The 13,007-nt window shown below is 66.4% G+C and carries 10 protein-coding genes; 6 read left to right on the plus strand and 4 right to left on the minus strand.

All coding sequences use genetic code 11. The annotated features are described in order from the left end of the window. Positions 1-83 precede the first annotated feature (83 nt). The 3 genes from ACNI14_RS09750 to ACNI14_RS09760 all read right to left on the minus strand — a co-directional run bounded on the left by ACNI14_RS09750 (position 84) and on the right by ACNI14_RS09760 (position 6,603). Positions 84-4,862 (minus strand): endo-1,4-beta-xylanase, encoded by a 4,779-nt coding sequence (locus ACNI14_RS09750; protein WP_420519813.1) that lies wholly within the window; start codon positions 4,860-4,862, stop codon positions 84-86. A 241-nt stretch (positions 4,863-5,103) separates the two neighbouring features. Next, positions 5,104-6,144, minus strand: coding sequence for an anthranilate phosphoribosyltransferase (gene trpD, locus ACNI14_RS09755; protein WP_420519814.1), 1,041 nt, complete (start codon positions 6,142-6,144; stop codon positions 5,104-5,106). Between the two features lie 30 nt (positions 6,145-6,174). After that, the gene (locus tag ACNI14_RS09760) at positions 6,175-6,603 is read right to left on the minus strand and encodes a response regulator (protein ID WP_420519815.1); all 429 of its coding nucleotides are present in this window, start codon (positions 6,601-6,603) and stop codon (positions 6,175-6,177) included. Positions 6,604-6,716: 113 nt separating this feature from the next. Between ACNI14_RS09760 and ctaE the strand changes: the two genes are divergently transcribed. The 6 genes from ctaE to ACNI14_RS09790 all read left to right on the plus strand — a co-directional run bounded on the left by ctaE (position 6,717) and on the right by ACNI14_RS09790 (position 12,584). Beyond that, positions 6,717-7,349: an aa3-type cytochrome oxidase subunit III gene (gene ctaE, locus ACNI14_RS09765; protein ID WP_420519817.1), complete on the plus strand. Its 633-nt coding sequence runs from the start codon at positions 6,717-6,719 to the stop codon at positions 7,347-7,349. A 9-nt stretch (positions 7,350-7,358) separates the two neighbouring features. Further along, positions 7,359-8,144, plus strand: coding sequence for a cytochrome bc1 complex diheme cytochrome c subunit (qcrC, locus tag ACNI14_RS09770; RefSeq protein ID WP_420519818.1), 786 nt, complete (start codon positions 7,359-7,361; stop codon positions 8,142-8,144). Continuing rightward, the gene (qcrA, locus tag ACNI14_RS09775; RefSeq protein WP_420519819.1) at positions 8,141-9,217 is read left to right on the plus strand and encodes a cytochrome bc1 complex Rieske iron-sulfur subunit; all 1,077 of its coding nucleotides are present in this window, start codon (positions 8,141-8,143) and stop codon (positions 9,215-9,217) included. Before qcrC ends, qcrA begins: the two co-directional genes overlap by 4 nt. After that, positions 9,217-10,938, plus strand: a complete 1,722-nt coding sequence (gene qcrB, locus ACNI14_RS09780) for a cytochrome bc1 complex cytochrome b subunit (protein ID WP_420519820.1) — start codon at positions 9,217-9,219, stop codon at positions 10,936-10,938. The genes qcrA and qcrB overlap by 1 nt, the downstream gene beginning before the upstream one ends. A gap of 220 nt (positions 10,939-11,158) precedes the next feature. Further along, positions 11,159-11,779, plus strand: a complete 621-nt coding sequence (locus ACNI14_RS09785) for a superoxide dismutase (RefSeq protein ID WP_420519821.1) — start codon at positions 11,159-11,161, stop codon at positions 11,777-11,779. Positions 11,780-11,876: 97 nt separating this feature from the next. Then, on the plus strand, positions 11,877-12,584 hold the full coding sequence (locus tag ACNI14_RS09790; protein WP_420519822.1) for a potassium channel family protein: 708 nt from the start codon (positions 11,877-11,879) through the stop codon (positions 12,582-12,584). A gap of 18 nt (positions 12,585-12,602) precedes the next feature. Here the strand turns inward: ACNI14_RS09790 and ACNI14_RS09795 are convergent, their stop codons facing one another. Next, a complete protein-coding gene (locus ACNI14_RS09795; protein WP_420519823.1) occupies positions 12,603-13,004 on the minus strand; it encodes a cytochrome c oxidase subunit 4 in 402 nt (133 codons plus the stop codon). Positions 13,005-13,007: the final 3 nt, after the last annotated feature.

Below are 13,007 nucleotides of genomic sequence, written 5' to 3' on the forward strand. Positions count from 1 at the left end.
AAACACCGCGTCCGTGCTCCCGCGGAGACGCCGTTCCGAGCGATGCGGACAGGCGCCTCCGCGAGAGGCTTGCGGGCTGAGACTTAGGCGTCGTCACCCATGAGCCGGTACAGGAACGCAGCGAACGCGTCTCGCGTCAGCGGCTCCAGCGGCCGGTACGTGCCGTCGTCCCACCCCGTCGACAGGCCCGTGTCGCCCATCCAGCTGATCTCGGTGTAGAACTCCGTGCTGCCCGGTGTGACGTCCGAGAACATCGGCTGCGCCGGCGCCTCGTAGCCCTCTGGGTCGACGTACCGGTAGAGGAAGGCCGCCATCGCGTCGCGCGTGGTCGAGTCGAACGGGCGGAAGGTGCCGTCCTCCCATCCGGTCGACAGGCCCGTGTCGCCCATCCAGCTGATCTCGGTGTAGAACTCCGAGCTGTCCGGCGTGACGTCCGAGAACATCGGCTCGGTGGGAGCCGTGTACTCGGGGTCCTCGAGACGGTAGAGGAATGCGGCGATGGCGTCACGAGACAGCGGAGCGAAGGGACGGAAGGTCCCATCCTCGAAACCGGTCGTGAGGCCGTTCTCCCACATCCACTCGATCGCCTCGTAGTGCTCCAACGAGTCGTCGACGTCCGAGAACGGCATGCTGCCGTCCACCAGCTGTGCGACACCCCAGCGAGCAGTCGACTGGTAGCCGGCTCCCGTGGGGTCTGCCCAGTTGCGGATCGTGTGACGCGCACCGTCGGTCGCGCCGTTGATCTGGAAGTCGACGCCGTGGAAGCTGCCCTCGCCGCCGTACTCCAGCAGCGAGATCGCTGCCTCGACCGTCCAACCGCCATCGAACCGGCTGGTGGCCGACTCGACACGGTTGGCCTGGAAGCCCTCGTCACCGGTTCCGAACGACACCACGTTGTCGGCGTTGATCCGCACCTGCATGTCGTCGTAGCGGTAGGAGCCATTCTTGAAGTTGCCCCCATCGACGTAGATCTCGACCGAGTCCTGCGTCCACGGGTCCGAACCCGTCACGTCGACGCTGGGATCTGGGATCTCGGCGTAGACGTACAGGGTGTTGTCGTTCCACAGCGTGTAGAACTCGCCCGGTGCGGCGGTGTTGCCGTCGACGAACTTGTCGGTGGTCACCATCGGGGCGGCGGACCATGCCGCTTCCGCCTCGCCGTCGATCGTCGGCATGACCGCGGTCTGTGGAATCTCCACGTACGACAGCGGCTCCACCAACGTCACTGAGCCGGTGGCGCCTGCGGTGTTCCAACCCACGGTCTGATCCCCGTCCACAATGCGGACATCGAAGGACAGGTCGTCAGACTCTGCCGCCGCTGCAAGAGGCAGGTGCACGACTGCGTCGTAGCCACCCGCCGTCGCGGTCACGACGGCGTCTGCGTCACCATCGCCAGAGCGGTCGACTGCATAGTCCGTGCCGTTGACGGTGAACTCGAGCCCATCAGCGGCGTCCACAGTGCCGTCCTCGACGGTGACGAACACCGTGAGGTGGTCCTGAGCCCACCGGAACTGGAAGTCACCCTTGCTCTCGATCGGCAGCAGCGGGAGCCGCTCCCACACCGGAGAGGTGGTGGCGTCGTCGTTCAGCTCGACTGATCCCTCGAAGGCGTTCGCAGTGCGCGTGCGGGGCGGCAGCGGCGGCTCCCCTGTCCCTGCACCTTCCACGATGCCGTAGTAGGCGGGCTTCGCCTGGTAGGCGCCGTCGAAGACGAGCGGGCCGCCATTGTCGTTGCGCCATGACCGGGTGTCGACGAGACCCCAGATGGTGACGAAGTCCAACTCGTCCTGGTACTCCCGGAAGATGTCGAATGCGTCCCGGTAGTAGTAGCCCTGATCGATGAACTTGGCTTCAGACGTCGGCACCCCAGTGGTCACGTCAAGCTCGGTCACCGCCTGGCTGAGGCCGCGACCCATGGAGTCGACGATGGCGTCCTCGAGTGCCCCCACGGGCAGGGCCAGGTTCACGTGGAACTGGTGGCCGATGCCGTCGAGGGGAGCGCCGCGGTCGAGCATGCGGTCGATGAGAGCGAGGTAGCGCCCACGCTTTCCCGACTGCTCGGTGTTGTAGTCGTTGATGAACAACTCGACCGCCGCGTCCGAACCGTGGTTGCCGAAGGCCGCCTTGGCGTAGTGGAATGCGGCGTCGACGAACTCCTCGCCGAGGATGCGGTACCACTGCGAACGGCGCATGCCGTCGTCGTAGGCCGCGGAGTCGTCGATGACCTCGTTGACCACGTCGAACGCGACGATGGGGTTGCCGGCACCGTAGTCGCCCCACTGAGCCAGGTATGCGACCACGTTGTCGATGTGGGTCTTCATACGGTCCAGCAGGATCTGCCGGTCAGCTTCGGAGTCGGTGAGCGGCTCCCCCGCCTCATCCTGGAAGAACCACGCCGGAGTCTGGCTGTGCCAGACGAGCACGTGACCGTACACTCCGAGGTCGTTCTCGACCGCGAAGTCCATGAGCGAGTCGATCTCGATCTCGTTCGGGTCCCACTCACCAGCGGCGTTGTACCAAGCCTCGGGCTTCATGAAGTTCTCAGCCGAGATCTGGTTGAAGTGCTGCAGCAGCAGGTCGGACGGGGCCCCGACAGTCTCGCGGGAATCGATCGCCACGCCCAGCGGGAACGGCACCGTGTCCTTCATCGGCGTCAGGTCCTGGATCACGGGAGGTGCCGGAACCACGGCGCTGATGTCGTCAACGTAGAACGTCGAGGTGTTGCCCTTGGCTCCGCCATCCCAGGCAGTCTCGAAGTACAGCCATGCCTGGTTGCCCTCGGCGACGGACGGCATCGTGAACGAGCCGGTCACCTCGGTCCACTCGGAGTTCGAGAACACCGAGCCGAACTGAGACAGCGTGTTGAACGTGCTTGGACCGTTCTGGAGCGACATCCAGACGTTGCCAGGAGTCTCGCCCGGTGCGAACTTGATCGATGCAGTCACCTCGTACTGGGTGCCTGCTGCGAGCAGGTCCGTGACCTCGATGCGGAGGCCATCGCCCTGCGAGTTGCGGTTGGCCACCTTCGCCGAGTGCGTGGGGCTGGCGGCCTCTTCCTCCGTCAGTTCGACGCTGGGAGTACCGGGCAGCGGGCCGCCCTCTTGCTCTTCGGTCCAACCGGAGTCACGAAGCTCCCAACCGTCCAGCGAACCGTTCTCGAAGTCCGTGCTGAACGCGACGGTGCCAGCCGCCTCGGGCGTGCCAGCGGGGAGGGTGAACGCCCAGCCGTTGGCCAAGCGGTCGGCCACGACCTCCTTGACGGCGTTGAGGGTCTTGGTCCGGTCGCCGCCCCCGTCGTGAACCAGGATCAGTTCGCCCGAGTTCGCCGGCACGATGACCGATTCGAGGTTCGCGGTGATCTGCTCCTGGGTCAGTGAGTCGTTCCAGTCCTCGATGGTGTTGACCACTGCGAGCGGCTGCATGCCGAGCTCGGCAGCCACCGCACCGGAGTTGCCCCACGTGCCGTTGGGCGCGCGGAAGAACGGAACCGTGAGGTTCGGGTCGCCCACGGCGTTGCGGATGATCTCGAGATTGGCCATGAGGTCGTCGGCGATCGCCTGGTCGCTCCACTGGTCCACGGCGGCGTAGCCCGTCGTGTGGTTGCACAGCACGTGGCCCTCGTCGACGATGCGGTTGAGGGTGGCGATCTGCGCCTGCGTCGAGATGTTCTGACCGATCACACAGAAGGCGGCCTTGACGCCGTTGTCCTGCAAGAAGTCGAGCAGCTCGTTGGTGACGGCCGGGTTGGGCCCGTCGTCGAAGGTGAGCGCGGCGTAGTTCTCCTCGCCGCCCTCGGGTGCCTGGGCGACGTTGGCGGGCGACGCCGACGGGTCGACGGCGCCGCCGGGCACGAAGCCGGGCTCGATCACGATGCCCTCGTCTTCGCCACAGGGGGCGGTGACGAGGATGTTGTCGACGTCATAGTCGCCCAGCTCCGCTACCTCAACGTAGACCTTGGCGTTTGAGGCACCAGCGCCGAATGTGTGCGTTCCGGTGAGAGTGACCCACTCACCCGCCACGCCGTTGGTGTTGCCCAACCACACGTATTCGTTGTCCGCGCCGGTCTCGTTGGCGATCAGACGCAGAGCCGAATCCGCCGACACCCGAACGTCGACCGAGAACGTGTACGCCACGCCCTCGTCGTATTCGCCGGTGGCTGACGAGGCGCCTTCGTACGACGCAGTGCGACCAGCGACTGCGAGAACCATGTTCGAGCCAGAGCCGTCATCGACGACCTCCAGCGCGGCATCGCCATTGGCGACCCACGATCCCGTGGTGCCGTCCTCGAAGTCGATGTCCGTGACGGGCAAGCAGGGCTCGGGCTCCGTCGCGGGAGCGGTGACTGCAATGTTGTCGACCTCGTAGTCGGTCAACTCTGCGACCTCGAGGTAGACCTTCGCGGACGGGGCGCCGGCGCCGAACACATGCGTGCCGGTGACGGTGACCCACTCATCCGCCGCAGCGGTGATATTGCCCATCCACACGTACTCGTTGTCCGCGCCGGTCTCGTTGGCGATCAGACGCAGGGCGGAGGCGGCGGACAGCTTCACGTCCATCGAGAACGTGTACTCCACGCCCTCGTCGTACGCGCCGGTGGGCGACGTCACGCCCTCATAAGTTGCGGTGCGGCCGGATACCGACAGCACCATGTTCTCGCCTGAACCGTCATCGACGACCTCGAGCGAGGCGTCGCCATTGGCGACCCAGGTTCCCGTCGTTCCGTCCTCGAAGTCGATGCTGACCTCACCTGACGCCGCGGCACGCGCGGGTCCGGAGGTGGCAGGAACGAGGGCGAAGGACAGCAAGATGGCGGCCATCGCAGCAAATGCGACGGCGGCAGTGGGGCGGAGAGTGGTCCGCATGAGCGCTCCTTTACGCGATTCGGACTGGACCACCGAAACGGGACCGAGCCGGAGCGCTCGTCCTCCCCTTCGGCGGGCAGGTTGCGAAAACGATATACACGGCGCGGCGCGTGGCCTAGCGAAAGCGCAATACCGGTGCGAAAGTTACGCGAAGATGGAGCGCAGGAAGACTCATCATGCCTAGCAGATGCGATCGAAACGCTACAGGGAGACTGTCCGGTTGGTGGGCGCGGAGCTGCGGTCAGCCGCGCGAGGCGGCGACCCAGCGATCAAGCACGTCCGCGGCGGCGCCGGAATCGATCGCCCGCGCCGCAATGTCCATCGCTGCGGCGAACCGCTCCGTGATCGTGCCCGATGCGGTGCCGGGCAGTGTGGCGTCCGCGACGATCCCCGCGGCGGCGTTGAGCACCACGGTGTCGCGCACCGGTCCACGACTGCCAGCGAAGACGTCGCGAGCGACGTCCGCGTTGTGGTCGGCGCCAGCGCCGCGCAGCTGGTCGATGGTGATCGGCGCGAGACCGAGGTCGGCGACGGGGTCGAGCCGCAGCTCGGTGATGTCGCCGCCGCGCACCTCCCACACAGTAGCCGCACCGGTCGGAGCGAGCTCGTCGAGTCCGTCGTCGCCGTGGAACACCAGCGCCTCGCGCCCCTGCTGGGCGACGACGCCGGCGAGCACCGGGGAGACGCGCATGCTGGACGAACCGATCGCCGTCGCGGCGGGCTGTGCAGGATTGGTGAGGGGGCCCAGGATGTTGAAGGTGGTCGGCACGCCGAGCTCCTTGCGGATCGGCATGGCGAACTTCATCGCAGGGTGGAACACCTGCGCGAAACAGAACGTGATTCCCACCTCGGTCGCGAGTTCGGCCACCCGGGCAGGCGGGAGGTCGAGCCGGACTCCCAGGGCACCCAGCACATCTGCGCTGCCCGACTTGGAGGTGGCGGCGCGGTTGCCGTGCTTGACGACGGTCAGGCCCGACCCGGCGATGACGATCGACGCCATCGTCGAGATGTTGACTGTGTGGGCGCCGTCTCCGCCGGTCCCCACGATGTCCACGGAGCGACCGGGAACGTCGAACCGCACCGCGTGATCCAGCATGGCCTTCGCGAGGCCCGCGACCTCGGTCGGAGTCTCACGCTTGACTCTCAGCGCAGCGAGGAACGCCCCCATCGCCACGGGGGACGCGCTGTCGGTGAGCACCGAGTCCATGACTGCAGCCGTCTCCTCCGCAGTGAGGTCCTCGTGCTCGACGAGACGCGACAGCAGGTCCTGCAGGGTGGCCACGGTGCCTCCTTGAGGCGGTTCGGGGACGGGTCAGCTCGGCTGGTCGACGGGTGCGAAGAACGCGTCGACCGAATCGCGCACGGCGAAGGGGTCCAGCGGATGGGCGACTGCCGCATCGGCCTCGGACCAGGTCGCCAGCCAAGCGTCGCCCGCACGCCCCACGAGAAGCATGATCGGGGGGCAGTCGTAGATCTCGTGCTTGATCTGCCGGCAGATGCCCATGCCCCCCGACTTCGCAGCCTCGCCGTCGAGGATCAGCAGATCGAACCGCTGGGAGTCCACCTGAGAGATCACGGCATCGTGCGTCGCAGTCTCCGTCCACTCGATCGTCCGGCCGTGCGTCGTGGAGCCGCACGCGAAGCGGACCTTCTCCCGCACGTTCCGGTCATCGCTGTACAGCAGGATGCGCGCGCGCGCTGGCGCGACGGCATCGTCCTTGCGCTTGGCAACGTCACTCATGGCGACCATTCTGGCACGAAGCCAGGGCTGCGCCAGCGGCTCACTGCCCCAGACTTGCCTTGACCTGCGCGTTCTGGCATCTAGGACCTACGTCATACGCAATAATGGTTGCCATGTCCCACGCGACGACGAGTGTGCCGTCACCGATTCACGCGACGCGCCCCAACCAGGTAGCTGTCGGAACCATCGTCTGGCTCAGTTCTGAGCTGATGTTCTTCGCGGGTCTGTTCGCGATGTACTTCACGCTCAGAGCCCAAGTGCCGGAGATCTGGGCCGAGCAGACGCAACTTCTCACCGTGCCATTCGCGCTGGCGAACACCACCATCCTGGTGCTGTCGTCATTCACTGCGCAGGCAGGCGTGTTCGCGGCCGAGCGCTACCAGCGCCGCCGCACCGGGCCGCTGTGGAAGTTCCGCTCCTGGGGCATGCACGAGTGGTTCGTGCTCACGTTCATCATGGGTTCCGTGTTCGTGGCCGGCCAGGTCTACGAGTACGCGGTGCTCGTGTCTGAGGGCCTGACGATCTCGTCCAGCCCGTACGGGTCGGTCTTCTACCTGACCACCGGCTTCCACGGCATTCACGTCGTCGGCGGTCTGCTGGCCATGCTGTTCGTGCTCGGACGATCGTTCGTCGCGAAGAAGTTCGGCACCCACGAAGCCACGACGACCATCGTCGTCTCGTACTACTGGCACTTCGTGGACGTGGTCTGGATCGCCCTGTTCGCCGTGATCTACCTGGTCCAGTAGGGAAGACGCATGCATTCACTCGCCCGCCGGCGCCACCACAGAGCAGCTCCGCTGCTGCTCGTGCTCGCGCTGCTCGCCCTCATCACTGGAGTCGCTGCCGTCGCTGCGCCCGGCACCGCCACCGCCTCGACTGAGATGTCGGAAGAGGACGTCGTGGCGGGCGAGCGCCTCTTCGCCGCCAACTGCGCCTCCTGCCACGGCCTCGACGCTCAGGGCCAGGACGGCGTTGCACCGTCGCTCGTCGGCGTCGGCGCCGCAGCCGTCGATTTCCAGGTGGGCACCGGCCGGATGCCGATGCAGGCGTCCGGGCCGCAGGCCCCCGCCAAGCCGGTGCAGTTCACCCAGGACGAGATCGAGCAGCTCGCGGCATGGGTCGCCTCGCTGGGAGCCGGCCCCGCCATTCCCACCGCCGAACAGGTCGACCCCGCGCTCGGCGACGCGGCCAACGGGATGCTCGCCTTCCGCACCAACTGCGCCATGTGCCACGGCTCCATCGGCGGCGGAGGTGCGCTGACGCAGGGCAAGTACGCCCCCTCGGTGCTCAACTCCACCCCCACGCACCTCTACGAGGCCATGCTGACCGGACCGCAGTCCATGCCGGTCTTCAACGACGCGAACATCACTCCCGAGACCAAGCGCGACATCATCGCGTACATCGACTTCCAGAGCAATGGCTCGCCCGGAGGCCTCACCTTGGGCTCCATCGGCCCGGTTTCCGAGGGCCTGTGGGCGTGGCTCGTCCTGCTCGGACTGATCATCGCCAGCACCATCTGGGTAGGAGCCCGTTCCTCATGAGCGCCCCCGATAAGAATTCCTCCGGACACTCCGACCTCACGTCGGCCAACGGCTACGACAATCCCGGCCTCCCTCACCACCGGCCGCGACGCGCCGACGTCGACAAGAAGGCGAGCAAGCGCGCCGAGCGCCAGACCGCCGCGCTCTTCGGGATCTCCGTCATCGGTACGGTCCTCGCCATCTGGGCCTACTTCGCCCTGGACCTCGGCGACGGCGGCGACGTCGCCGCGATCCAGCAGGTCAACATGTGGATCGGCATCGGCGTCTTCCTCGCGATGATCGGCATCGGCCTGGGCGCCATCCACTGGGCCAAGACACTGATGCGCGACCACGAGATGGTCGAGGAGCGCCACGAGCTGCGCAGCTCCGACGAGGCCCGCGCAGGCGCGGTGCAGAACCTCAAGGACGGCGCCGAGGACTCGGGCCTTGCCGGTGTCGAGCGTCGCGGCCTGCTCAAGGGCACGCTCATCACGGCACTCGCGATCGCTCCCCTGTCGCTGCTCGTCCCGCAGATCGGCAGCATGGGAGGCGACTGGAACGTCTCGAGGTTCCGCCACACCATCTGGGCACCTGGAGTCCGGCTCGCACGCGATCCCGACGGCGCCCTGATCCGCGCCGCCGACGTCACCATCGGGTCCGTGTTCCACGTCATCCCGGACGGCCTCCTCGACCTCGGGCACGCCGAGATGATGAACGAGAAGGCCAAGTCCGTGGTGCTGCTCGTCCGCCTCGACCCCAAGGATCTCAACGTCCAGCCGGGACGCGAGGACTGGTCGTTCGACGGCATCGTCGCGTACTCGAAGATCTGCACCCACGTGGGCTGCCCGGTCGCGCTGTACGAGCAGCAGACCCACCACCTGCTGTGCCCATGCCACCAGTCGACGTTCGACGTCGCCAACGGTGCCAAGGTCGTGTTCGGCCCGGCCAAGCGGCCGTTGCCCCAGCTGCCGATCGCAGTGGACGACGAGGGATACATCGTGGCCCGCGCCGACTTCGACGAGCCGGTGGGATCGTCGTACTGGGACCGCCTCAAGGGCGGGGATGACACCGCCGTCGAGGAGGAGACCCGCTGATGGGCGCCAAGCTGAACACCGCGGCCTCCGGGACCGCGAACTACGTCGACGAGCGCACCTCGATCGGCGGCTTCGTCAAGTTCTTCGCACGCAAGCTGTTCCCCGACCACTGGTCCTTCATGCTCGGCGAGATCGCGCTGTACTCCTTCGTGATCCTGCTGATCTCGGGCGTCTTCCTCACGGCGTTCTTCGTGCCGTCGATGGAGACCGTCCACTACGACGGCCCCTTCGCCACCATGCACGACGTGGAGATGACGAAGGCGTACGAGTCCACGCTCGTCACCTCGTTCGAGGTTCCCGGCGGCCTGCTCATGCGCCAGATCCACCACTGGTCTGCGCTGCTCTTCATCGCCGCGATCATGGTGCACATGTGCCGCGTGTTCTTCACCGGCGCCTTCCGCAAGCCGCGCGAACTGAACTGGCTCGTGGGCTTCACGCTGATGATCCTGGGTCTCGCCGCCGGATTCACCGGCTACTCGCTCCCCGACGACGTGCTCTCGGGCAATGGGCTGAGAATCATCGACGGCGTCATCAAGGGCGTGCCGCTGATCGGCAGCCACATCTCGTTCTGGCTGTTCGGCGGAGAGTTCCCCGGGACGGCTCTGATTCCGCGCATCTTCACGGCCCACATCCTCATCGTGCCAGGGCTGATCCTCGCGCTCATCGCGCTGCATCTGTTCCTCGTGTTCCTGCACAAGCACACCCAGTACCCGGGCGGGGGCCGCACGCACCGCAACGTCGTGGGCCTGCCGCTGTTCCCCGTCTACACCGCGAAGGCCGGCGGGTTCTTCTTCGTGGTCTTCGGCATCGTGGCGCTGGTCGCCTCCGTGTTCACCATCAACCCGGTGTGGAACTACGGACCATACGACCCCTCCCCCGTCTCCGCAGGAACGCAGCCTGACTGGTACATCCTGTTCGTGGACGGGCTGCTGCGCATGTGGCCCGGCTGGCTCTTCGGCCTGCCGACGGAATGGGAGCTCTGGGGCTACACGCTGTCGTGGAACATCCTGATCCCGTCTGTAATCGTGCCCGCGCTGTTCTTCGGGTTCATCGCGCTGTACCCCTGGATCGAGGCCTGGGCCACCGGAGACAAGGGCGAGAAGCACGTGCTCGACCGTCCCCGCAACGTGCCGGTCCGCACCGGCATCGGTGTGGGCATGATCGTGTTCTACGTGATCCTGGTGATCGAGGGTTCGAACGACATCGTCGCCAACCTGTTCGATCTCTCGCTCAACGACCTGACGATCTTCTTCCAATGGAGCATCTTCATCCTGCCGGTCGCGGCGTTCTGGATCACCAAGCGGATCTGCCTCGGTCTGCAGCGCAAGGACCGTGAACTCGTCCTCCACGGACACGAGACGGGAACGATCGTGCGTCACGAGCACGGCGAGTACGTCGAGGTCCACAGCCCTCTCGATGAGCAGGAGCGGTGGCTGCGGGTGTCGTTCGACAACCACCAGCCGCTCGACATCGCTCCCGCGCGAAACGAGCACGGCGTGGCGCGCAAGGGCTACCGCTGGGACCGCTTCAAGCAGAGCCTGTCGCGGTTCTACTACGAGGACCGCATCGAGCCCGTCACTCCCGAGGAGCTCGAGTCCGCACACCACGCGCACCCGGACGCGCCGACGCCGCACGGACTGGCGGACGGCGCTGAGGCGAAGGGCGCTGACAAGCGTCTCGACCACGAGTGGGACGAGCTCGAAGACTCGACCAAGAAGTAGGCGCGTAGTCGCTACGCAGAAGGCCGGTTCCCGTCGCGGGGGCCGGCCTTCTGCGTGTAGGACGCGGGACCGTCCGATCCAAGGGAATCCCCGCGAACCCTGCGGTGTTGACACGCACACGGCCGGTTCGCAGCAGGGACACTGCTGCGGCGATAGGCTCAAGGGGACACCCCGGAAACAGCGCGCGGCGTACCAAGCCGCGCCCAACGCAGGAGGAAGTATGGCTGAATACACGCTGCCGGACCTCTCATACGACTATGGCGCTCTCGACCCGCACATCGCGGGCGAGATCATGGAGCTTCACCACTCCAAGCACCACGCGACCTACGTGGCCGGCGCCAACACGGCGCTAGAGAAGATGGCCGCCGCCCGCGACAACGACGACTTTGGGCCCATCGCCGGGCTCGAGAAGGCTCTCGCCTTCAACCTGGGCGGACACGTCAACCACTCGGTGTTCTGGACCAACATGTCCCCAGACGGTGGCGACAAGCCCACGGGCGAGCTCGCAGCCGCGATCGACGAGAACTTTGGCTCGTTCGACAAGTTCCGGGCGCACTTCACCCAGAACGCCCTGACGATCATGGGCTCCGGCTGGTCGATTCTCGCGTGGGACACCATCGGGCAGAAGCTCGTCATCGTGCAGCTGTACGACCAGCAGGGCAACGTCCCCGTAGGCCTCGTCCCGCTGCTCATGCTCGACATGTGGGAGCACGCCTTCTATCTCCAGTACCGCAACGTCAAGGCGGACTACGTCAAGGCGTGGTGGAACGTCGTGGACTGGGCGAACGTCCAGCAGCGCTTCGCCACCGCATCGGCGACGCAGGGTCTCATCGTCAAGTAGAGATCGACGCGACCGCAGCAAGGGCGGGTACCCGACAGGGTGCCCGCCCTTGCTGCGTCCGGGCACGCCGAGTCTCCCCGCGGGTAGCGTGATCCCTATGGCACACGAAGAAGAGCCGGCGACCCCGAGTCCGCCGCACCACCCGCTGGGGCGCCGCTCCGTCGTGTGGCTGCTGCTGGTCAGCCTGGTGCTGATCCAGTTCGGCTATCCCATCACTGACGGAGGCGCTGGGTGGACCGGTGTCTATCTGATGTTCTATGGCGGGCTCGTGTTCTTCAGCGTCCGCGCGGCCGTGATCGCCCCCCGCCGGTATTGGCTGCTCGCGGCATTCGCGGTGAGCGTCGTTGCCGGCGGTGGCTGGTTTGTCTGGTCCCCAGAGAGCCAGCTGGCGCTGACAGCCATGCTGAGCAGCATCGGCCTGCTGCAGGTCGCCCTGGTCGTGGTGCTGTTCCGCGCGCTCATGGATCCCCCTGAGCGCGCCAATGCCGTCGACCTGCTGCTGGTCGCTGTGTGCGGATTCCTGCTGTTGGGCGGCGTCTTCGGCGCCTCCGCCGCGCTCCTGGAGATCGCCGACCCTGGCAGCTTCGCGGATCCCACCCTTGCACAGACCCCGCTGCCGTGGCAGGCACTGCTCTACGGGAGCTTCGTGACCCTGTCGGCCCTCGGGTTCGGCGACGTCACACCCGTCTCGTCCTGGGCCAGGTCGCTGTTCTCCCTGGAGGGCGTGGTCGGCGTGCTGTTCATCACCGTGGTGATCTCGCGCCTGGTGTCGGTGGCAGGCAAGGCCCTCGACTCCGAGGAGTGAGGCATCACACCTGTGACGTCAGTGGGCGTGTCGCCCCGTCGAGAACTCGAACACCCAGCCGACCAGGCCGACGGTGCCGACGATGACGGCGGGGACCATGATCCACCAGCCCACTGCCATGGCCACGAAGGCCAGTGCTGAACCGAGGCCGATCACCAGGGGCCACCAGCTCCACGGCGCATACACGCCCTGGGCTCCGGCGAGCTCAGAGATGTGGGCCTCTTCGTTGTCCTCGGGGCGCTGCCCGTGACGCTTCTCGAGCATCTTGAAGTACAGGCCGATCATGATGAACATGCCGCCGGTGAGCAGGAGCGCCGTGATGCCCACCCACTCGTTCCATTCCGTCAGGAACGCGTACACCGGGGCAACGATGAAGAAGAAGATTGACGGGATCCAGAAGACGTTGGCTTCAAGGCGCATCGG

Source organism: Demequina pilifera (assembly GCF_048814985.1).
Classification (GTDB): Bacteria; Actinomycetota; Actinomycetes; order Actinomycetales; family Demequinaceae; genus Demequina.